The following is a 22800-nucleotide window of genomic DNA, read 5'->3' as shown; positions in this document are numbered from 1 at the left end:
TAACATTTCTTATGAACTGTATTATCCTCGATGACGAACCAGCTGCCGTTGCTATTCTTGAAAGATATATTCAAAAAGTACCCGATTTTCAGCACCTTCAGTCCTTCCACAGTCCGACAGAAGCATTGGCCTTTATAAAACAGCAGTCAGTTGAATTAATATTTTTAGATATCCAAATGCCCGATTTGTTGGGAACTGAACTTGTCAAACTTTTGCCTAAAGGAACACAAGTAATTTTTACTACTGCCTTTTCAGAATATGCAGTAGAAGGATTTTCTTTAAGAGCAGTAGACTATCTCCTAAAACCAATAAGCTTCCCGAGATTTCTGGAAGCCTGTAACCGTGCGCTAGAAAATAGGACTCAGCGTAATTCTACAAATGATTACATATTTGTAAAGGATGGACATGATTGGATAAAAATTATTTGGAATGATATCCTTTTCATTCAGTCAGATGGAAATTTACTTTATATCCACGAAAAAGATCGAAAAGTAATTACTAGAATGCCTTTGAAAGATATTATTCCTCAACTTCCAGTCGGTCAATTCACTAGAATACATAAATCCTATATAGTTTCTTTTACTGCTATCAAACGAATAGAGCGTCATCAATTACATGTTCAAAATGCAATCATTCCAATTGCAAACTCTTACAAGGATACCTTGGAAAAGCATTTTGGTTTAAAATAACTTTCCCAAGATACACCTAACATCTACCTCTTTGGTAAATCTTTCATTGCCTTTTCTATCCAATATTTTTGGGGGTCATGCAGTATTACTTGTGGGCTAAAACCTGTCTCATCAATTGGATGTTTGATGGTCCAAGAAGATTGACTGATTGGGATATACAGATAATAGTTACGATATGGCAACTCTGTACGATTTGACATACCTTCATAATCCATCATTCCTAAGGTATGCTGTCCATAGGTGACAACTTTTGATGATTGTTTTAGCAAATAAAAAAAGTATTCGGTCGAGCTCCCACAAAGCTCATCGAAGAGCACAGCCACTTTTTTAGGCTTTTGACTGACTGAATCTAAAGGGAACTGTACACTAGGAATTGAGTAGAATTTTTTAGTAGTCTTGGGCAGTTCCTCATAGGCTTGTCGATAAGCCTGCATAATCGTATCAGGGAAGTATTTGAGATATTCTTTGGGCAATTCTTGTATCACATAACCTGACAAATCGTTGCGTTTATGCATCACATTTTCGGGGCTAACCCTCAATTGGCTCTTTTCTTGACGAATAGGATTAGTCATCAGGTAGGGCAAAAGATGAACCCAGCCCGATTCACCTCCTCCATTTCCTCTCAAATCTAAAATCAAATAAGGGTGTTTGATAATATCTTGATGATACTGCGCCACTAAGGATTGAATGTACCCATCATTATTACCAAAACTAGGAATTCTGATATAAAAAAAGTCTTTGTTCAATGACTCAAAATGAACGCCCTGTTGGTGATTTCGCCAAGTAGAAAGTTCTTTAACCTCTTCCGTACTAGCCTTTTGAGGGGCTATTCGTGCCCAAATATTAAAATTCCAGATAAACAATAGATTTCCTTTGGTACTAACAGGGATATCATTGGACATAAAGGTATCAAACAATTCGGCGTACCAATGTTGGTTCTTTTTCACTAAAGTAAAATAAACAAATCCCTTTGGATAGGAATCTTTTCCCTCTAATTTGAGTGCTTTGTAAACATTTGGGGCGGTATTGACTATCGCAATTTTGGTAGTACTGTCTTCATTAATCCATACGCCTTCCCATAAGTTGAATTTGTTAACAAAGGATTTGGGGATGGATAAAACGACACTGTCATTGGCTGATTTTTCACGATAACTAAAGCTAAAATGCTTGTCTTTAAAGAACCTTACATATTGCTTCAGAATCCCAAAACAGGCTTTGGGATTTATCTCTTGCTTGGTTTTTTCCAATAGTGAGGTTTTGAGTTTTTCATAGACAACACCCTTCTTGGCACTTACTTTAGAGGGGAAGCCCGCATAATTTAACTCAGTTTTTTGAATCATCTTTTGCAAATTCTCTTGGCAATTACAACTAATTTGAGCAAACAAACCAAATTCTACCCCAATTAATAGGATAGCCAAATAGTATAACTTTTTCATAGGTAGTTTTTTTAGAGAAAACAACAGGATTTAGATTTTTATAAAACAAAAAAATAACATTTTGGCTCAAAAAACAATTGTAAAGTTTAAGGTACAGACTCAAAACAATCAGAAAAGTATTCTATGAATGCCAAACAAGATTAAACTTTTCGGCTGGTTATTATCTTTTTCGGAGGAATGAACGTAATTTTGTAAATACAATTTGAAGAATTGTGGGTTTACGATGCCTATCAACTCAAAAGTCATCGCAAAAGAAACAACAGATAAATTAAACGAAACGTGAAAAACATTCGTAATTTTTGCATTATTGCACATATTGACCACGGCAAAAGTACTCTAGCCGACCGTTTGATTGAATTTACTAATACTGTTCAAAAGCGTGATATGCAAGCACAGCTTTTGGATGATATGGATTTGGAACGTGAACGTGGTATTACTATCAAGTCGCACGCTATCCAAATGAATTATCAATACGGCGACGAGAGTTATACTTTTAACCTCATCGACACACCAGGACACGTTGACTTTTCTTATGAAGTTTCTCGCTCAATTGCTGCCTGCGAAGGAGCGTTATTGATTGTTGATGCTTCACAAGGTATCGAAGCCCAAACGATCTCAAACCTTTTCTTGGCCTTGAATCATGACTTGGTAATTATTCCAGTTTTGAACAAAATCGACCTTCCGGGGGCGATGCCTGAAGAAGTAAAAGACCAAGTAGTAGACCTTTTGGGTTGTGACCGTGACGAAATTATTCATGCTTCAGGAAAAGAGGGTATTGGTATCAAAGATATCTTGGATGCTATCGTTGAGCGTGTACCTGCCCCTAAAGGTAACCCAGATTCTGAATTACAAGCACTCATCTTCGACTCGGTTTTTAACTCATTCCGTGGTATCGAGGTAATTTTCCGTGTATATAATGGTACTATCAAAAAAGGAGATAAAGTAAAATTCGTAGCCACAGGCAAAGAATATACCGCCGATGAAATTGGTACACTCCGTTTTGATAAAGAACCTAAATCAGAAGTAAAAGCTGGTGACGTAGGCTATCTGATTTCAGGTATCAAAGATGCTAAAGAGGTAAAGGTTGGTGATACCATCACACACCGCGACAAACCTTGTTTGGATATGATTCAGGGTTTTGAAGAGGTAAAACCAATGGTATTTGCGGGTATTTATCCTGTAGATACAACCGAGTTTGAAGACCTTCGTGATGCCATGGAGAAATTGCAATTGAACGATGCATCTTTGGTGTGGGAGCCCGAAACTTCTGCTGCCTTAGGATTTGGTTTCCGTTGTGGTTTCTTGGGTATGTTACACATGGAAATCGTTCAGGAGCGTTTGGAACGTGAATTTGACATGACGGTAATCACTACTGTACCTTCGGTAAAATTCAAAGTAAATACTACAAACGAAGGTGAAATTTGGGTATCTGCTCCTTCCGAATTGCCAGATCCTAACAAAATCAATAGTGTAGAAGAACCTTTTATCAAAGCGCAAATTATCTCGAAATCTGATTATGTAGGTTCGATTATGAAGCTTTGTATGGACAAACGTGGTATTCTCAAAAATCAAATTTACTTGACTTCTGACCGTGTTGAGTTACAGTTTGATATGCCACTTTCTGAGGTTGTATTTGACTTCTTTGACAAATTGAAAACTATTTCTCGTGGATATGCTTCATTGGATTATGAATTCAAAGGTTACGAAGAAAGTGACATGGTAAAGCTTGATATCATGCTAAATGCAGAACCTGTTGATGCACTTTCGGCGATTGTACACCGTGAAAAAGCTTACGAATGGGGAAAACGTTTGTGTGAGAAATTAAGAGAATTATTACCTCGCCAACAGTTCGAAATCGCTATTCAGGCAGCAATTGGTCAAAAAATCATTGCTCGCGAAACTGTTAAAGCGCTTCGTAAAGACGTATTAGCAAAATGTTACGGTGGTGACATTTCTCGTAAACGTAAATTGTTGGAGAAGCAGAAAAAAGGTAAAAAGAGAATGCGTCAAGTAGGTAACGTAGAAATTCCTCAAGAAGCATTTATGGCTGTATTGAAATTAGACTAACATGAAGGTGGAGTTGTGAGTTGTGAATGATGAATGTTTTTCAAAATTTCCTTTTCTTTACAAACGACAAAAGCTCAAACGTAAGTTTGGGCTTTTGTCGTTTGTATACTACCGATTTAACCAGTATTCACCTAACTTCACTCATATACTCATCCAATCTTTCTCATTCTTCTAAGTAATAATTCCTTCTATCTTGCTATCAATCAAAACCGTAAGCAACATGGAAAAGTTAACTTTAAAAAAGCAGCTTTTTGAAAAAGCAATTCAACAGCAACAAACTTTAGTGAATGATATTCAAAAACGTCTTTCTGACTTAAAAGAAAGCATTACATCCTTGGAAGTCGGTAGCTTTGGGGGAAGTGACGATGCGCGAAGAGAAGAAGACGTTGAGGATATTCAGCAAGAAAAAATCCATTTAGCTAACGCCAAAGCAGAGCTAAATAAACTTGAAACTTTGTATCAAGTTTTGCAAATCGATTCGAAGGTCAATGTGGGAAGTATTGTCAAAACAGAGCTTTTCAATTTTATTTTTGCCATAAACATGCCACAAATTGAAGCAAATGGCGAACGATATATGCTAGTATCAGAACAAGCGCCAGTGTTTAAAGCATTAGAAGGAAAAACCCTTGGAGAAGAAGCACAAATTAATCGGCACCATTATACGATAAAGGAGATTTTTTGATCCATTATGTGTTAAACTCCTTTAAGAACCTAGTTCGAGACTTAGTCTCGGACTAGATTTTGTTTCAGTTTATAAACTATTTAAAAAATAAGTCCAAGACTAAGTCTTGAACTAGTCTTGTTTCCCTACCTTCGTTTTCCCTTCCCAAGGTACACTTTCTTCATCACTGCATCACCTACACCAGTCCGAAAATGGCTTTGCTCATAGTAGTTCTGATAAAAACTGGTCAACCCATTTTTTCCTGTAAAATCATAAACTCTTTGAGGAAATAACTTTTGTAATATCGCCAAGTCATTAGGGTGAAACTTAACTTGTTCGTACAATGGGCTCAGAATTATTTTGTAGTTAGTATGATGCTTTTTGAATATGTTGGCAATTTCTTGAAGCATTTTCTCCTGACGATATTCGATTATCGTCGACTTATCTATCTTCTGCCCTTTTCTTTGATAAAACACTTCCTTTTTTTCTTTATAGTACTCATCTGGATGTTGACTTACTAAACGCTCTTGAAAAGGCATATAAATTGTATTATTCCGAGTATCATAGAAAATAGGCTTTTCTTGAATAAACCCTTTCATCCAACTCTGGTATCCAAATAATTGATACCCATAAAAGCGAATCCAAAAGTCAGGTTGGATATATGCTTTAAAAAATAGCCACTGAAAATCTCTCATAGATTCACCCGATACCGCTGGATGCTTGATATAAAGATGCGAATCTACATTGCTACTATGCGTAAAAGTACGGTCGTGACAAATAAGGAGTAGGACATTTTTAAGTGGAATACCTTGCTGATCTAACCATTTGATTTTGGTATAAATCCCGTAAATAGACTCATTTGAAGCATCAAAAAGAAAAGGTTCAGCGTCTTGAGGCAAATACTTTTTCCAACGAGCTGGCTTAAATGCCATCGTTCTAGAACTCCCAAAAATGAACGAATTGTAATGATGATGAGGGTTATTACGAATAAACGTTTCGGTAGAAACATAGTCTCTATTGGGAACAATCACAGGTTTTGAAAAGTCCGCATAAGTACGCAATACCTTGAAGGGATCGAAATGCCAATATCCCAACAGAAACAAACAGCCTACAACAAACGGAACAATCGAAAACTTGAGAGTAGTCCTAATAAATCTACGCATGAGAAAGGAAATACCAGTGCCTTAAATTTTGTAAAGCACTGGTAATGAAGTATATTATTTCTTTTTCTGTTTCTTTTCACGAGCCACCATTTCTTTTGGTTTCTTCTCCATTTTGATTGGATAGCCCAACAAATCACGAATTACCACCGAGGCACAAACACCACCAAACGCCGCGGGTATATAAGAGATTGTTCCATAAGCAGACTTCTTAAAGTTGCTGCCATCTGTTAGCATCAATGAATCATCATCGTGTTTTTCTAAAGAAAAAACTGCTTTGATACCCGAACGAATCCCTAATTTACGCAAACGCTTGCGAACTAGCGAGGCCAAATAACATTGACGAGTTTCAAATAAATCTGCCGTGCGAAGCAAGGTTGGGTCTACTTTCCCTCCTGCTCCCATCGAACTTACAATTTTAAGACCTTTATTATAAGCTGTACTCAATAGTGTCAATTTAGGGGTAATGGAATCGATACAATCCATTACATAATCAAACTGATTTTCGCTCAAAAGCTTTTCGGCGGCTTCTGGAGATAAAAATTCTTTGATAGTAGTTAGCTTCAACTCTGGATTAATAGCCAACAAGCGTTCTGTCATAATATCGGCTTTGGGCTCGCCGTGGTTGGTTGCCAAAGCAGGCAACTGACGGTTACGGTTGGACGGGTCAACTACATCACCGTCGACAATTGTCATCGTACCAACACCCGAACGCGCAACAAACTCGGCAGCAAATGAACCTACGCCACCTAAGCCCACTACCAAAACGTGAGCGTTTTGTAATTTCTGAATTCCTTCGTCTCCAACCAACAATTTGGTTCTACCAAGCCAAGCTAAATCACTCATTTTTTATTGAAAATATCTTATTAGTAATGTCTTAAAGTTCTTCTCTGATCTGATAATCAGTAGTTCTGTCGGAATTCATGGTTAGCAATTCGCCAATAAAACCAGCCAAAAACAGTTGAGAACCTATGATTATGGCTACCAATGCCAAATAAAACCAAGTGTTGTCAGTGATATTTCTGAAAGGAATATGGTTAGCGATGCTGTAAATTTTATCACCTATCAAGTAAAGTGTAATAAATAAGCCCACCAAAAATGAGAATATTCCTAAACTACCAAATAAGTGCATTGGGCGTTTTCCAAACTTCTGAACGAAGGTAATCGACAACAAATCGAGCAGTCCATAAAGGAAGCGTTCGATACCAAACTTGGTCGTGCCATATTTACGAGCTTGGTGTTGTACCACTTTTTCGCCAATTCTCGAAAAACCATTCCAGTTTGCCTGAACAGGAATATAGCGGTGCATTTCTCCATAAAGGCGAATCGTTTTGATTACCTCCAATTTATAGGCTTTCAGACCGCAGTTATTGTCATGCAAATTGATACCCGACATCCATTTGATGGCCGCATTGTACAATTTAGTCGGAATCGTTTTAGACAAAGGATCAAAGCGCTTTTGTTTCCATCCCGAAACTAAGTCATAATCCTCGACCTTAATCATGCGATATAATTCAGGAATTTCGTCGGGACTATCCTGCAAATCTGCATCCATTGTAATAACCACACTTCCTTGTGCCTTTTGGAAACCTACATGTAAAGCAGCGGATTTACCATAATTACGACTAAATGAAACGGCTTTGATACGAGGATTTTGAGCTACCAATGATTTTAACACCTGCCAAGAGCGGTCTTTACTCCCATCATTGACAAAAATCACTTCGTAGGTAAACTGATTTTCATCCATCACACGCTCAATCCATGCACAAAGTTCAGGCAGAGATTCCTCCTCATTATATAGTGGTACTACAATCGAAATTGCTAACATAATTTTGTTTATTAGAAATGTTACCGCACAACTCGATAACGAATGATAGACAGTGTCTTTATCAAAAAATCAAATAATACTCTTTTAATAATGCGCTAAACTGCGCTGTGTACTGTTCTTGAGCGTCTTTTATGAATAATTCAGTGTTTTCCAAAAACACAGACGCAGTTCCATATTCAACGATAACTCTAAGAATTTTCGCACCTTCACGATGGCGAACAGTTAATTTTTTTTGAGGGAAAAATCCCTTTGATACGGCCAAATCTTCGAGCACTTTCGCCTCGTAGGCTGGTAATAATACTGCAAATTTACCAGAAGTTGTCCGTAACCTAAGCACCGAATCCAAAAGTTCTTCAAAACTTAAAGTTTCGGTATGATGTGCCTGATTTTTTTGCACCTTTTCAGACTTCAAATGATTCTGATAAAAGGGCGGATTAGACACGATATAATCATATTTTTTATCAGAAGAAAAATCCTGTATTTTTCCAAGAAATACCTCTACCCTATCCCCCCAATTACTTTCTGCAATATTACTTTTGGCTTGTTCAAAAGCTGGTGTATCCAATTCTACAGCATCAATGCGGGCAGTGCTTCGTTGTGCCATCATCAACGACAATAAACCTGTTCCTGCACCAATATCTAAAATATTTTCAGCCTGAGCAACATCCACCCAAGCGCCCAATATACAAGCATCGGTAGACACTTTCATGGCACACTGGTCTTGGTGTATGGTAAATTGCTTAAAATGAAACATAATATTTAATTGTGAATGTTGAATGAGTGAATTGTGAATGACTTGCAGTTATCAAAATAAAAATTCAATAAATAAAATCACCTTGTTTCCCTTTGTAAAAGTTCCTAAAAGCCGATAAAAAGATTAATCTCATAGTGCTCCCTAGACAATGAGCTGTAGATATTAGGCAAAATGTATTAATGATTTTCCTTGTCTCTTCTACTAAAGAAAAAATAATTCACCATTCACTAACTCACCATTCAAGATTTATTTCCTTCCATAATCTGCGGGGTTTTCGCCCCAGAACTCAGTTTCCCATTTGAGAACTTGATTGGAATATGTATTATTTTTTAACCAAATTAGAGCTCTGTCGACTAGTCGAAAAAGCTCTTCGGTTTTGGTATTTCGTTCTAAATTTGTTTTTATCGCTTTATTTCTGACCCAGCTCAAAGCCGTTTTTGAGTCTGAGTAAATAGGCAAATCAGAATTGTGTTTTTGCAAGAAAGACAAACCATGTACTATAGCTAAGAATTCTCCGATATTTACAGTTCCTTCAGGAAATGGCCCCATTGAAAAAAGTACCCTTTTGGTAGAGGTTTCTACTCCTTGATACTCCAAAATACCGGGGTTACCAGAGCAGGCAGCATCTACAGAAATACTATTAGCCAAAGGTTTTCCTACATTTTTCTTTGTTACCGCTTTGGCGCCAGTCGCCCCTTGTTGCACAGACTGCCAGTAGTTTCCCTTAGCAGCTTTCTCGGCTTCCGCTTCTGTATCAAATGATTTGTACTGTGCTCCTTCAAAGCCCTTTACGGCCTCCTCAGTCTCTGCCCATGAAGAAAAAACACCTGTTTTTCTTCCTTTCCACACTGCGTAATATTTTGCTTTTTTTGCCATTTCTCCTAAAAAACCGTGAAGATAATCAATTTTCGGCTTTATCTCGAAAGAATCAACATGCTTAAGCATTTCGGATTTGGGATTTCTGATTTCGGAAATACAGAAAACTACTTTTATTTTTTACAAGATATAGCAAGAAAAAACTCCCATATCCGAAATACTCCCTTCATACACAACTAATTTCAGCAAGATATCCTTTGACTTTTGCTATAAAAAACACAAAAGTGTCGAATGCCGATTTTAGTTAATTAATGTTAAATAAGCGTGCCGAGCTCTCTTTGCTATTGCTCTTCTAAAAATCACCTTTTAGCTTTGTTCAAAATTTAACACCGTTTACATCATGAAAAAACTCATTCTAACCTGTTGTGTTGCCGCGTTGTGCGCACTTTCTTTTACTTCAAAAGCACAGTTCGACCCTAATACAAAATACTGGCAGCTAGGTGGTTCATTGGCAACTAATAACACCACATTTGGCAATCTTGGAAGGGAGGGTTTACATAGTAACTCCATTTCATTAAATTTCAGAAAAGGGAAATTTGGAGAAAACAATGTAGCAAAAGGTTGGCTTTTAGACTATAGTCTTTTAACATCCTCAGGTTCAACACTTAACACGACCTATTATCAGCATCGTTTTGGAGCAGGCTATTTTGTTAGCAAATTTCAACCAATCACTCAAAATTTAGCCTTGTTTGCTGAAGCCGTTGGCAAAGCACAATACCTATACAATACCTCAAAAGGAAGCACTGGCACTGATGGCTGGGCTGCAACGATTGAGGGTAATGTTGGGCTACGCTACAGTATGAAGAACAAATGGTTCTTGGATTTAGGAACAAACGTAGGGACGCTTCAATATCAAAGTATGGGTGATGTAAAGAACTTTTCTGGTGCGATTGTACCAAGTGTTGGCACTTTCAAAATATCTATTGGCAAGACTTTTTAGATCGTAGATGTTACTGGTTAGTAGTATATCAGTTATTGGTAGATTTTACCAAAGTAGATATAAAGTGTTTCAATTCTATCTATACATTCATTTCAGAGACTATTATTTGTTTTTTATACAAAGTAAAATATTACGTTTATTCTACACCGTTTTGTTCATTTAGGATTGTTTCGCACTAAGAAACGAGTAATATAGAAGAGCGCTCTGCCATAGGTAGAGCGCTCTCTTTCTGTTAAAGTTTTGTTAATTGACTGGATATATACTAAATGATTCTTACTTTCGTACAAAATTTTTAACACCATTGACATTATGAAAGCAATTTTTCTAACCTGTTTGACTGTGATACTACTCATGGTCCACAATTCATCTCAAGCGCAGTACGAGTCAGGCACTAAAAACTGGCTTGTGGGTGGTTCTCTTAGTGGGACTTTTGCCAACGCATTTATTTCTTCGCAGACTGGACATGTTCAAAATTTGAACATTTATTTCAAATCGGGAAAATTTAGAGCCAATAAGGTTTCCAAAGGCTGGTTAGCGGATTATACGCTCATGTGGAATGAATCGGGTAATAACTTTAAATATGGTACACATAGTATTGGAGCTGGTTATTTCATCAATAAATTTCAGCCTCTTAACAAAAATATAGGCTTATATGCTGAGGCTATTGGTATGGGAAAATACCTAATTGCCAGATCAAGCCAAGGATATAAAAATGATGGTTGGGGTGCTTCCATACTAGCCAATGTAGGATTAAGATATCATTTTAAAAGTAAACTTTTTCTAGATTGTAGTGCTAACATTGGCTCTGTAAATTATCAAAGTACAGATTTACAGGTTAAAAATTGGGAGACTTTTTCTGTAGGGTTATCTCCCACTATTGGTTCTTTCAAAATTGCTATCGGTAAAACACTCTAACCTAGAAAAATCATGAAAACGTTACAATTTAGTTTATTAGTTATATCGATTTGTCTACTATCTAATTTCTATAGCTTTGGACAATACAGTGAAGGCAAAAAATACTTAGAAGGGTCTTTAGGAATAGGAATAGTTAGTTTAAAGAACTCCATTCACAGTGATGCTTTATCTTCTAACTTAAATCTTACTTACGGAAAGTTTGTAACAAAATCAAAAGCTCGTTTCTGGACTTTTGGATTTAGCCAATCTACATCAGAAAAGGGGTTTGAAAACATCCAGAAAAATTCAGAATATAGATTCTCACTAGGTTTAGGAAATGAATATTACAAACAAATATTTGGGAATTTAGGTATTTATGGAAGGCTTCAAGGAAATCTTTATGCAGGTAATACCTCCAGAACAATTAACGATGATTTTACTCCATCTAACAATCAGGAAAACAACACATTCTCCTCTGGGGTAACTTTTAGAGGTTCTGGAGGTATAAGTTACTTCGTTAATAAAAAATTAGCACTCGTTGTACCGATTGTAGGTTCAAATTTATTTGCGCTAGAATATAGTCAATCAAAAAATGTAGCAATGATGTACTCATCAAGACTTAGTTATATTTCCTACAGTATTTCGCCTTATATCTATCTTGATCTGGGTATTGGAATTCGGTATGTATTCTAAAGAAAACATGAGTCATCCCGAATTTTAAGATTGGGATTTTTTATAAGGATTTATCAAAAAAGCGTTCGAAAATTATTTCTCGATCGCTTTTTTTGATGCTATCATGCAAAATTTCACTTGGCTTCAGACGCATTTAGACGAAAGCATTGCGTCTCTACTCATTCAATCACCAAATTTGGGAGGACTCATGCTTCATCAATTCTATCAATTTTCCTCCTCTTTCAGCACTCGAATATCCGCAATCAAATTTTCTACATCTGTGGCTAAGGTACCATTATAGATTCCACGAATTCGGTTTTGGGAATCTACCAAAATAAAGTTTTCGGTATGTAAAAAATTGTTTTCGTCTTTTGCTACGCCCAAATTTTCATCCGCAAAATAGGATTTTCTTGCCAAATCATAAATCTGTTTTTTATCTCCTGTCAACAAATGCCATTGCGGCAAATTTATATTTTTTGCCTTTGCATATCGTGCCAAAACCGCTACACTGTCACGATTGGGCATAACACTGTAGGACATAATTCTGACTGAACTATCTTGGGCATACGCCTTTGCAACCTTTTGCATACTATCCATCAATCGAGGACAAAGACTTGGACAGATCGTAAAGAAGAAATTGGCAACATGAATTTTACCTTTTACAGTATTCAGACTTACCTTCTGCCCTGCTTGGTTTTGAAAACTAAAATCTGCGATATGATGTGTGACACTGTCGGAATTCCAAATAGTGGTAAAATCTGCTGAATTGTAAAAAGGAATTTTCACCTTCTTTTCTGGCGTTGAACAACCTGAAATAAGCAAATTTAGGAGGACAACAAGAGTGATTTTATTCATTATAATCCCGTTTGAAGTTTTTCGTTTTCGCCCATACAACCTTTGGCACCTAATAATCCAAATCTTCTTCCCTCAACCACCTCAAAATTGGCTTTGAGCTTTCCATTTTCATACCAAAAACTTTGTCTTCCTGCGGGTTGACCTTGTTTATTATAGTGACATAAGGAAAAAAGCTGTCCACTCTGATACCATTGCTTATGTTCACCAACAGGCATATCTTCCACAAAATGATAATCGAAGCGTTTTTGACCATTTCCCCAAAAAGCAATATGATGCCCAAACTTTTGATTATTCTGATAAAAACGTTTCTCTGACAAACGTCCATTTTCATACCATTGTGTTTCCCATCCTTCAAGCTTTCCTTGATTGTAAACTCTTTCCGAAGATTTTTGATGGTTTGGGAAAAAGGTATCGAGCACGCCTGAAAAAGGTTTTCCTTGATAAAAAAGAATATCCTGTTGATATGAAAAAGTCTTATCATCCCACTTGAAATGTGGTTGCGATTTTTCACAAGTGAACAGCAAAATATGACTTAAAAAGAGAAATAACCAATGGTAAAATTTCATAGTCAACTTTATATTAATAACAGTTTTAAACTGCTTAAAAAGTAAGTCCAAGACTAAGTCTTGAACCAGGAATTTTGATAATCACAGCCATACATTCACAATTCATCACTCACCATTCGCAACTTCTACTGACTAACTGTCCCTGCTGTTCCATAAAAACCTGAGCCATTGATATAAGGATCGGCGTCGGTGATATGATAGTGATAAACGCCTTTAGGAAACTCCGCTGTCGCGTGTGAATGTCCATGATAAGTATCCAAATCAGCATTGGATACCGCCTTGCCATTTTCTTGAGGTTCATATACTGGAAAACCATCGAGTAGAAACCCGAGAAAAGCTGATTTTCCATTTTGAGTAGTCAAGTAAGCAGGTTCCTGATGATAATGGTATTGCCCTGTCAGTTGAGGATGCCCCAAGTATTGATCAAAAGAATTAATCTCATTGGTCAAAGGCTGGTTAGGCCCTGCGTATTGATTAAAAAATGGAACACCATTGAGCGACACACCAATGGGACCTAAAGGCGTGGAAGCGTGCGTGCTAGCTTTCGCTGGATGAAGCGGTATTTTAAACACTAAATTCTGTGAAGATATACGATTGGGGTTCAGGTTAAATTTAGTATTGGTTCCGTTATAAGCTTCATATCTTGCATCTGTTGATTGAAAATACGGGCTTTTATGATTGGGAATACCATTACTTTTTATCACCATATAATTTCCCTCGACCGTAACTGATAGGCCTGAATTCGAAAACTTAGCCTGAACCACAGAAATGTCCACATCCGATGTCGTTGTGGTACCGTCGGGAGTTACCGAAGTGGTATTGTCGCTTTTACAAGAAAACATTCCTATAAAAGCCAATACGAACAATTGCTTTTTCATAGTTTTTAATAGTTAGGGCAAAAGCTTTTTGCCAGTTTGAGTAAACATAAGTTGATGTTAGCCTTCGGCTTCAGTTGAGGGTATTCGGAAAAAATTCATTAGAACAATTTAAAACTGCTCGCCTAGTGTCTGACATATCAACTAATAATTCAACATGAATAGTTATCACTATCTCGGTGGTCTTGATACCTGCTCCAATACTTCAGCAATCATATGATCAAGCGTCTTTTTTTGCTCAGAATTACAAATGCTATTTCTTACTTTTCGGAAATGCTCAAAATTGATTTTCTCCTGTTTAGCGATAAGATTTGCAATCTGATTCTGTTTTTGAGTAATTATCGAATCATTTTGCGACAAACCTTTACTGTACAAATCTCTTTTGGCTTCTTGTATGGCCTGATGAAGCGAGTCTATCTGCTGACGATGTTCATGTATGAGCACTTCATAGGCCTGTTTTTGATTTTCGTCAAAGTTCAACTTTGATTCCAGCACATGTTGAAGGCGCGGACCATTTTGAGGAGCTCCAAACGGCGGATGAGGAAATGGTGCTCCACCTCGGGGATGTCCCATCCAGATAACAACCAGTAAGGCAATATTCATGATTACCAAACCAGCAAAGACCCATGGCGAAATTGTTTTCATAAGTTATTCGTTTAATACATTATTCGTAAATCGATATTATCCCAGAATTTATTCCCAACTCAGTACCCAAATCCGACCCTGACTGTACATCCTTTGTGTTTAAGTTATTCCAAAGTGTTAGCATATTGAGTACTAGTAGAATCATTGCCAGACTCATTCCAACGACCTGCCAAACTTTTGAGATCGCTCCCTGCGTTTGGTTTGCTTGCATTCGATGTTGAATCTTCGCAAACAGAAATGGATTGTCGTTAGCCCGTGCTAAGTCGTCCAAACTCGATAATGTTTTATCTATTTCATCAGAAGATGTTTTCATGCTATTAAAAATCTTGATTATAATAATGTTGTAATTTTTTACGTAAACTCTGATTAGCTCTAAAAATCAAAGACTCTACCGACGCCAAAGTAACCTGCATAACTTCCGCAATTTCTTGATAAGGCAAACCTTCTATTTTATGTAAGGTAAAAGCCACTCTTTGCTTTTCTGGTAGGGTTTCAACTTGCTTTATGAGTATGCTAGCCCTTTCTTTATTTTCCAAGGTTAAGCCTGGGTGCTCCCAAGTAGGAATATCAGGCATTTCTGAAGAATCAGACCATCCCATAATAGACAGAAAATTCCCCCAGCGTTTCTGCCTTTTTTGTTTTCGAATATAATCCAGTGATTTGTTCACCGCTATTCTATACACATAAGTACTTAATCTAGACTCATGCTTGAACCCTTGAATTGATTCAAATATTTCAATAAAAACTTCTTGCGTTAAATCCTCAGCCTCGCTGGAATTTTTGACAAAACCCCAGCATGTATTTAATACTTTGTTCTGATATTGGTCGACAAAGTATTTGAATGTCAGCTGGTCAGCCTGCTGAAGTTTTTTGACAAGTTCTTTTTCAGTCATAGATTAAAATTTCCAAGTGATTTGGTATTTGGGAATTAGACGTTATATTTAGGATAAAACTTGCGGTTCAAACCTTAAATTTTTTCTATAACCTAAAACCCCATTCGATTAATTACAGCCCTCATTTTTGATTTTTTCTTATAATTTTTGAATTATATCATCATTTTAACACCTTTAATCAGATTTTTTTGCATTTCGTCGATTTATGAGATAGATTTAAAACTTGTTATTTGAAAAAATCAAATGCTTTATCAATTTTTTAAATTTTTATAAACAACTATTCTATGAGACAGTTCTATCGATTCTTCATGATTGTAACACTACTTTTCACAAGTATTTACGCACAAGCACAAGGTTTAAAAGGTAGTGTAAAAGACAGCAAAACAGGCCAAGGAATTCCTGGTGTATCTATTAGCGTACAAGGACGTACTACTGGTACAGTATCAGATGGTAATGGTAATTATGTATTAAAACTTCAAGCTGGTACCTACACCATCAAAGTAAGTGCAGTCGGTTATCAAGTAGTTACAGAAAGTGTCCAGATTGATGCCAATGGTACAAGTAAAAACTTTAGTTTGGTAGAAAGTATTTCTTCTTTGGAAGAAGTTGTCGTGACGGGTACACGTAGCGAAGGTCGTACTAAAATCGACACACCAGTGCCTGTAGATGTTATTCCACTTTCGCAAGTAACCAATAATGTAGGGCAAGTTGACATTAATCAAATCTTGACTTTTGTTGCTCCATCATTTCAATCATCTCGTCAGGCCATTTCGGATGGTACTGACCACGTTGACCCTGCTCAATTACGTGGACTTGGACCAGATCAGGTATTAGTTTTGGTTAATGGAAAAAGAAGACACCAATCTTCGTTAGTGAACGTAAATGGTACGGTAAACCGTGGTACAGTTGGTACCGACATGAATGCGATTCCTGCTACAGCCGTTGACAAAATCGAAATTCTTCGTGATGGTGCTGCAGCACAATATGGTTCTGATGCTATCGCAGGTGTTATTAACATCGTTTTGAAAAAACAAACAGGTTTGTCAGGTAACCTTTCAGCAGGCGAATATGTGACTTCTTATGCAAAAAATTATGCCGTTAATTTCAGTAATGGTTTGCCGAAAGATGTATCTGTTCAAGATGGTTTTACGGGACAACTTGGTTTGAACTATGGTATCAAATTAGGAGACAAAGGCTTTTTGAATATCACAGGTGAATATGTTTCGAGAGGTCGTACCAACCGTACGGGTACTTACACGGGGCAGGTATATCCAGCTGTAACAGGTCAAACAGATGACCAAATTATCGCAAGCAAAGGGCTAACTCGTGATGCTTTTGATATGCGCATTGGTAACTCTGAAGTAAAAGGTGGCGGTATTGTAGTTAATGGTGCTTTACCAATCAATGATAACCTAGAAGCTTATGTTTTTGGAGGTTACAACAACAAAAAAGGGAATGCTGCTGGTTTTTACCGTTATCCAAATGGTGTTCCAGCTGCAGTTCGTACAGGGGTATTTGCGCTATATCCAAATGGCTTTTTACCTGAAATTACTTCAGATGTAACAGATTTGTCGATTGCGGCAGGTGTACGTGGTAAAATTGCTAAAAACTGGAACTTTGATTTGAGTAATGTTTATGGAAAAAACATCTTTGATTATGGTGTTCAAAACTCTATCAACTATTCTCAAGTTGGAAGCGTAAGCACTCCACAAACTTCGTTTGATGCAGGAGGAAATACATTTTCACAAAATACGACCAATTTTGATATGAGTCGTAAATATGGAGATATCCTAGAAGGTTTGAACGTAGCTTTTGGAGCAGAATATCGCGTTGACCAATTTGGAACTCGTGCAGGTGAAGAGGCTTCATACAAAAACTATAATACCAGTTTAGGTGTGGCTGCTGGGTCACAAGTATTCCCAGGCTTCTTGCCTTCAAATGCAGGAACTCACTCTCGTAGCAACGTTGGTGTATATACCGACCTAGAATTGGATGTCACTAAAAAATGGGTAGTTTCAGGTGCTTTGCGTTTAGAAAACTATTCTGATTTTGGTAGCACGGGATTGAAATATAAAGTTGCTACTCGTTACAAATTATTAGATAAATTAGCTTTGCGTGGTGCAGTGAGTACAGGATTTAGAGCGCCATCTTTACAACAACAGTATTATTCAAAGACAAATACTTTGTTCCAGACAATCAATGGTGTTCAAACGCCAGTAGAAAGTGGTACATTCCCGAATAGTAGTCAGCCAGCGAAAATTTTCGGTATTCCTGAGTTAAAAGCTGAATCTTCACAAAGCTACAGCATTGGTGCTACAGCAGAATTGGGTAAATTGGAAGTTACAGTAGACGCTTATCAGATTGATATTAAAGACCGTATTATCTTAACCAATAACTTCACCGCAAATGGTAATGCTACTATTGCCGCTCAATTGGCTCAAGCTGGTGCAACTACGGTTAACTTCTTTACCAATGCAATCGATACTCGCTCTCGTGGTGTGGAGGCTGTTATAGCTTATGCCACTCGTTTGCCACAAGGACACTCTTTGAAATTTACGTTAGCAGGCGCATTTATCGACAACGAAGTAATCAAAGGCGCTGATGGAAAACCAGCTATTAAAGCTACTCCAACATTAATTGAAACAGGTCAATTAGGCAACTATTTCAACCGTGAAGACCAAAGCCGTATCGAGGTGGCAAGTCCAAGAAGTAAAATTACAGGTACGGTAAATTATAAGTTTGGTAAGTTTGGAGCCATGCTTCGTGCGGTGCGTTTTGGAGAGGTTGTTTATTTAGACCCAACAATGTTGAGCTCAGCGAACTTTGTAGCGAATGCTTTCAATAACAACAATAAAGAGACTTTAGACCAAACTTTTGCACCAAAAATTACAACAGACTTGACATTAAACTATCAAGTAGCAAAAGGAATTAACCTTGCTGTTGGAGCAAACAATATTTTTGACGTTTACCAAGATATCCATACACATTCGGGCAACATGAGTGCTGGTCGTTTTGTATATTCTCGTCGTGTTCAACAATTTGGATTTAACGGAAGATATGTATTTGCACGTTTAAATTTCAATTTCTAATGATGAGGTTATTTGTTAAGTAGGAAGAGGTTATTAGTTAATAGTATATTGGTTATTTGAAGATATTCATAATCAAAATGTTATATCCAAATTACACCTCAATACTGATTATTTATCTTTTCTATTACTTAATACATTAAAATCATAAAGGCAGAATTCTATTTTCCTAGACTATCGCATTCTCATTAAAAAAGGCGTTCGAAATTAGTTTTTCGAACGCCTTTTTTTTACTATCATGCTAGATATGACTCGGTTTGAGACGCAATCATTGCGTCTCAACAGTATAAATACATGTAAAAATATCTCAAAACTCATCATTCAGAACTATCCTATTCTAGTTTTGATAATCTTGATAGCAATCGCCAAAAGAATTACCCCAAATACTTTTCTGAGCACGTTTGTACCTCCCTGACCTAGCATTTTTTCAATCCATTCACTTGAGCGAAGTACTATATAAATAAAGATCAGGTTGAGAAACACCCCTATCAAAATGTTGATTTCATCATACTGGGATTTTAAAGAGAGAATAGTCGTCATTGTACCTGCTCCAGCGATAATAGGGAATGCTAAAGGCACAATCGAAGCAGCTTTTGAACCTGAAACTTCTTCCGATTTAAAGATATTTCGTCCTAAAATCATTTCGAGACCAATCAAGAAAATAATCAATGCTCCAGCAATGGCAAATGAATTAATATCGACACCAAAAAGACTCAATATAGATTTTCCGACATACAAAAATGCAATCATAATACCGCCCGACACCAAGGTGGCTTGTTCTGGGTGAATATTACCTGTTTTTTTACGTAAATCAATAATCACAGGAATCGACCCAAGAATATCGATAACAGAAAACAAAATGAGTGAAACAGAGAAAATCTCCTTTAAATTGAAATTCATGATTTGGCAGGGTTTAGTTGATGAAAAAGTAGAAGTAATATTTTAGGTTTCGGCTGTGGGCTATGAGCACTCGGTAAAATATTCTTTATGAAATGATCAATATATTTTTGCCTTCTGCCTACAGCGTATGGCACAATATTTTTTTAAACTGTTACAACCGCTTTGTTAGGTAAATGTAATAATAACTGCTCTCGCAAAGCCAAACGGTCGGCCTCAGAAATCGCAGGAAAATTGGCGATACGAAAGGTGGTATCTTTCCATGCACCATAGCCATTGCCTAATGTTATCCCTTGCGCTTCCATGATTTGCTTGATATGTTTGACTACAGCTGGTTGAGCTTCAATAGCCAATACCGTATCCGAACGTAATTCAGGATTGTGCACTAAAGGCTTTACACCACCATGTGTTAGATCGGTATCAAAATGTTCTTCAAAAAAATCGTACCATTCTTTTGCTTGAGCCTCTATCCGTGCGGAAGTTCCTGAAATATCTGGTATTTGCTCTAAAATCTTTGATAACAAATAGATTTCCAGCACATTGGGCGTATAATGAGTCTGATATTTTTTGAAATTATCATTCATAAACAACAAACTATTATAGTACTTTCGATCTCCAATCGATTCCGCATATTGCAATGCTCTGGGTGAACATACCATTACGGCCATACCAGCGGGTAAACCAAAACATTTTTGCACAGAAGCAAACCAGATATCTGCTGACTGCCAATCTAACTCAACACCTGCCATCGAAGAAGTCGCATCTACCGCAATAAGAGCGTCAGGGTATTTTGCTAAAATAGTATTCCATTGCTTCAAATGAGTTCCGTTAGAGGTTTCATTGTGAGTCAAACACACCACATCAGCATCGGAGTCTGGCAATAATATCTCTTCTATCGACTGTTCATAATCATACACAACTCTTGTTACTTGTGGTAAAATACGTCCTGCATATTCAGCCCATTTGTCGCCAAACGCTCCATTGTATAGATGTAAACTATGACGTTGAGTAAGCGATTGGGCAATAATTTCCCAAACCTCCGTAGCCGAGGATACAAAATAAATGGTATAATCTTCGGGAATATGTAGTTTTTGGTGAAGTAACTCTATAGCCGAGCGGGTAATCTGCATACAAGTCTGACTACGGTGATTGATACTAAGCACGCCCTCGTCAAAGGCTTGTTTGAGATAATGCTCAACCACTGGATAAACTTTGGAAGGTCCTGGATAAAATGTAATCATCGTAGTAAGGCCGTTAGTGTGGAGAATTGGGAGTTCAAACAAATTTGACCATTTCGGATATCGAATGCTAGATTTCGGAAGTTTAAAGCATTTTTTAAATTTCCGAAATCAGCAATCTCAAATCCGAAATAGTTCAAAACCAGTCGTGCAATCCTAATGTGAATCCATGAGTGATGAGTTTGGAATTCATCACTCCTATTTTCCATTATAAAAATGTTTGGATAGCAAAATCGTATCCTCTTAAGCCAAAGCCAATGATAATTCCGATACAATTTTTGCTCAAAAACTATGGTGACGGTACTCTTCACGAGCATGTACATTTGAAATATGTACCTCTACCGTTGGCGTTTTTACTGCTGCAATAGCATCTGCTAAGGCAATAGACGTGTGTGTTAGTCCGCCCGCATTCAAAACGATTCCATCAAAAGTAAAACCTACCTCGTGGATTTTGTCGATTAAAGCACCTTCATGATTTGACTGAAAATAGTGCAAATCTACAGGACCTTCATACTTGTCTCTTAGTATTTCAAAATACTGCTCAAATGTTTGGTGACCGTATATCTCTGGCTCACGTTTTCCCAACAAGTTCAAGTTAGGACCATTCACGATTAAAATCTGCTTTTTTGTCACAACAGTATCAATTTAAAGTTAAAAATGTAATCAGGCCTTGAAAAAGCTCCATCCAACCCGCCTGATTCTACGAATATGCCAAATATTGATTAGCTTCGCAAAATACAAGTAAAATTATATTCTAAAACAAAGCCTCAAACTCGCTAGTTCATCAATACCGCTTTGTTTTCACTTATTTTGGAAGTATCAAGATGTGGCAAATTTATATAAAAAACTTCAAAAACTACCTTACACTCGAAAGGGCACTTTCAGAGAACTCCATTGAGGCGTATATCCGTGACGTTAGCAAATTCTGGGAATATCTCGAAATCACTCACGAAGACGCCCCGTCAGTAACGGAGGTTAGCGACAAGCATATCTTCAGCTTTTTTCAGTATATCGACGAATTAGGACTAGAAGCCACTTCTCAAGCCCGTATGTTGTCGGGACTCAAAGCTTTCTATAAATACCTTGAAGTAGAGGACGTTATCAAACAAGACCCAACACTTCTGATAGCCTCGCCCAAAGTTGGCAGGAAATTACCTTCTACGCTCAGCTATCCCGAAATTGTACAAATGCTGGAGACCATCGACCTCTCCACACCTGAAGGTACTCGCAACAGAGCGATGCTAGAAGTATTGTACAGTTCAGGGCTTCGCGTGTCAGAACTGGTAGACTTAAAAATTTCAGAGTGCTATTTTGACATTGGTTTTATCAGAGTTCGAGGAAAAGGAGATAAAGTAAGGTTAGTGCCAATCGGCAGAGATGCCATGCACTACACCCAGATTTACATGGAAGAAATCAGAAAGCATCAGCCAATTCAGACTGATTTTTCAGACCATCTTTTTTTAAATCGCCGAGGGAAAAACCTTACCAGAGTGATGGTGTTTTTGATTATCAAAGATCTAGCCATGATGGCAGGTATTCAGAAAAATATCAGTCCACACACCTTTCGGCATTCTTTTGCAACCCATTTGATTGAAGGTGGCGCAGATTTAAGGGCTATCCAAGAAATGTTGGGACATTCAAGCATTACAACCACCGAAATATACACACACCTCGACCGAGCCTATCTACAACAAACCATTGTAGATTTCCATCCGAGGAATAGAGGGTTTAGGTAGTGAATAGTAGAATATTTTCTACTTTGTCGGAG

General features: G+C 37.3%; 22 protein-coding genes and 1 pseudogene. 8 read left to right on the top strand and 15 right to left on the bottom strand.

The genetic code is table 11. From position 1 onward, the window contains the following. Positions 1 to 11: 11 nt before the first annotated feature. Positions 12 to 689 (top strand): LytTR family DNA-binding domain-containing protein, encoded by a 678-nt coding sequence (locus tag BWI92_RS14505; RefSeq protein ID WP_095163978.1) that lies wholly within the window; start codon positions 12 to 14, stop codon positions 687 to 689. A 23-nt stretch (positions 690 to 712) separates the two neighbouring features. Here the strand turns inward: BWI92_RS14505 and BWI92_RS14500 are convergent, their stop codons facing one another. Continuing rightward, entirely contained in the window at positions 713 to 2125 is a 1413-nt protein-coding gene (locus BWI92_RS14500) for a S41 family peptidase (protein WP_095163977.1), read from the bottom strand. A gap of 279 nt (positions 2126 to 2404) precedes the next feature. On the opposite strand from BWI92_RS14500, the gene lepA reads away from it, so the two are divergent. Both lepA and BWI92_RS14490 read left to right on the top strand, forming a co-directional pair. Then, positions 2405 to 4192 (top strand): translation elongation factor 4, encoded by a 1788-nt coding sequence (gene lepA, locus BWI92_RS14495; RefSeq protein WP_095163976.1) that lies wholly within the window; start codon positions 2405 to 2407, stop codon positions 4190 to 4192. Between the two features lie 220 nt (positions 4193 to 4412). Then, a complete protein-coding gene (locus BWI92_RS14490; RefSeq protein ID WP_095163975.1) occupies positions 4413 to 4874 on the top strand; it encodes a hypothetical protein in 462 nt (153 codons plus the stop codon). A gap of 125 nt (positions 4875 to 4999) precedes the next feature. Here the strand turns inward: BWI92_RS14490 and BWI92_RS14485 are convergent, their stop codons facing one another. The 5 genes from BWI92_RS14485 to BWI92_RS14465 form a co-directional block, all read right to left on the bottom strand. Continuing rightward, positions 5000 to 6016, bottom strand: a complete 1017-nt coding sequence (locus tag BWI92_RS14485; protein WP_095163974.1) for a hypothetical protein — start codon at positions 6014 to 6016, stop codon at positions 5000 to 5002. 54 nt (positions 6017 to 6070) lie between these two features. Continuing rightward, a complete protein-coding gene (locus tag BWI92_RS14480) occupies positions 6071 to 6859 on the bottom strand; it encodes a ThiF family adenylyltransferase (protein WP_095163973.1) in 789 nt (262 codons plus the stop codon). A gap of 31 nt (positions 6860 to 6890) precedes the next feature. Further along, positions 6891 to 7841 carry a glycosyltransferase family 2 protein gene (locus BWI92_RS14475; protein WP_095163972.1) on the bottom strand — a complete coding sequence of 317 codons (951 nt, stop codon included), beginning with the start codon at positions 7839 to 7841 and terminating at the stop codon, positions 6891 to 6893. Between the two features lie 61 nt (positions 7842 to 7902). Continuing rightward, complete coding sequence (locus BWI92_RS14470) at positions 7903 to 8595, bottom strand: tRNA1(Val) (adenine(37)-N6)-methyltransferase (protein WP_095163971.1); 693 nt, start codon at positions 8593 to 8595, stop codon at positions 7903 to 7905. A 246-nt stretch (positions 8596 to 8841) separates the two neighbouring features. Further along, the gene (locus tag BWI92_RS14465; protein ID WP_310588906.1) at positions 8842 to 9540 is read right to left on the bottom strand and encodes a ribonuclease H family protein; all 699 of its coding nucleotides are present in this window, start codon (positions 9538 to 9540) and stop codon (positions 8842 to 8844) included. A gap of 271 nt (positions 9541 to 9811) precedes the next feature. Between BWI92_RS14465 and BWI92_RS14460 the strand changes: the two genes are divergently transcribed. The 3 genes from BWI92_RS14460 (at position 9812) to BWI92_RS14450 (ending at position 11998) form a co-directional block, all read left to right on the top strand. Next, entirely contained in the window at positions 9812 to 10411 is a 600-nt protein-coding gene (locus BWI92_RS14460) for a hypothetical protein (protein ID WP_095163970.1), read from the top strand. A gap of 309 nt (positions 10412 to 10720) precedes the next feature. After that, a complete protein-coding gene (locus BWI92_RS14455; RefSeq protein ID WP_095163969.1) occupies positions 10721 to 11326 on the top strand; it encodes a hypothetical protein in 606 nt (201 codons plus the stop codon). Between the two features lie 12 nt (positions 11327 to 11338). Further along, the gene (locus BWI92_RS14450) at positions 11339 to 11998 is read left to right on the top strand and encodes a hypothetical protein (RefSeq protein WP_095163968.1); all 660 of its coding nucleotides are present in this window, start codon (positions 11339 to 11341) and stop codon (positions 11996 to 11998) included. A gap of 204 nt (positions 11999 to 12202) precedes the next feature. Here BWI92_RS14450 and BWI92_RS14445 read toward each other — a convergent pair whose 3' ends face one another. The 6 genes from BWI92_RS14445 to BWI92_RS14420 all read right to left on the bottom strand — a co-directional run bounded on the left by BWI92_RS14445 (position 12203) and on the right by BWI92_RS14420 (position 15811). Next, positions 12203 to 12832 carry an SCO family protein gene (locus BWI92_RS14445; protein ID WP_095163967.1) on the bottom strand — a complete coding sequence of 210 codons (630 nt, stop codon included), beginning with the start codon at positions 12830 to 12832 and terminating at the stop codon, positions 12203 to 12205. Then, on the bottom strand, positions 12832 to 13398 hold the full coding sequence (locus BWI92_RS14440) for a toxin-antitoxin system YwqK family antitoxin (RefSeq protein WP_095163966.1): 567 nt from the start codon (positions 13396 to 13398) through the stop codon (positions 12832 to 12834). The genes BWI92_RS14445 and BWI92_RS14440 overlap by 1 nt, the downstream gene beginning before the upstream one ends. A gap of 125 nt (positions 13399 to 13523) precedes the next feature. Next, a complete protein-coding gene (locus BWI92_RS14435) occupies positions 13524 to 14276 on the bottom strand; it encodes a YHYH protein (protein ID WP_095163965.1) in 753 nt (250 codons plus the stop codon). A 168-nt stretch (positions 14277 to 14444) separates the two neighbouring features. Further along, positions 14445 to 14918, bottom strand: a complete 474-nt coding sequence (locus BWI92_RS14430) for a Spy/CpxP family protein refolding chaperone (protein WP_095163964.1) — start codon at positions 14916 to 14918, stop codon at positions 14445 to 14447. A gap of 19 nt (positions 14919 to 14937) precedes the next feature. After that, positions 14938 to 15231 (bottom strand): hypothetical protein, encoded by a 294-nt coding sequence (locus BWI92_RS14425; RefSeq protein WP_095163963.1) that lies wholly within the window; start codon positions 15229 to 15231, stop codon positions 14938 to 14940. A 4-nt stretch (positions 15232 to 15235) separates the two neighbouring features. Next, complete coding sequence (locus BWI92_RS14420; protein WP_095163962.1) at positions 15236 to 15811, bottom strand: RNA polymerase sigma factor; 576 nt, start codon at positions 15809 to 15811, stop codon at positions 15236 to 15238. Positions 15812 to 16095: 284 nt separating this feature from the next. Here BWI92_RS14420 and BWI92_RS14415 point away from each other — a divergent pair, with 284 nt between their 5' ends. Next, a complete protein-coding gene (locus tag BWI92_RS14415; protein WP_095163961.1) occupies positions 16096 to 18900 on the top strand; it encodes a TonB-dependent receptor in 2805 nt (934 codons plus the stop codon). A 324-nt stretch (positions 18901 to 19224) separates the two neighbouring features. Here the strand turns inward: BWI92_RS14415 and BWI92_RS14410 are convergent, their stop codons facing one another. From BWI92_RS14410 to aroQ, 3 genes and pseudogenes are all read right to left on the bottom strand, one after another. Further along, the gene (locus BWI92_RS14410; RefSeq protein WP_095163960.1) at positions 19225 to 19797 is read right to left on the bottom strand and encodes a MarC family protein; all 573 of its coding nucleotides are present in this window, start codon (positions 19795 to 19797) and stop codon (positions 19225 to 19227) included. Positions 19798 to 19940: 143 nt separating this feature from the next. Then, a complete protein-coding gene (locus tag BWI92_RS14405) occupies positions 19941 to 21035 on the bottom strand; it encodes an aminotransferase class V-fold PLP-dependent enzyme (protein WP_095163959.1) in 1095 nt (364 codons plus the stop codon). Between the two features lie 205 nt (positions 21036 to 21240). Then, positions 21241 to 21665: pseudogene (aroQ, locus tag BWI92_RS14395) on the bottom strand (type II 3-dehydroquinate dehydratase). A 191-nt stretch (positions 21666 to 21856) separates the two neighbouring features. Between aroQ and xerD the strand changes: the two are divergent. Continuing rightward, positions 21857 to 22768: a site-specific tyrosine recombinase XerD gene (gene xerD, locus BWI92_RS14390; RefSeq protein WP_095163957.1), complete on the top strand. Its 912-nt coding sequence runs from the start codon at positions 21857 to 21859 to the stop codon at positions 22766 to 22768. Positions 22769 to 22800 lie beyond the last annotated feature (32 nt).

The organism is Flectobacillus sp. BAB-3569 (assembly GCF_002270355.1).
GTDB classification, from domain to species: domain Bacteria; phylum Bacteroidota; class Bacteroidia; order Cytophagales; family Spirosomataceae; genus Flectobacillus; species Flectobacillus roseus.
Note: the sequence above shows the minus strand (reverse complement) of the source record. Positions and strands in the feature narration are given on the sequence as shown.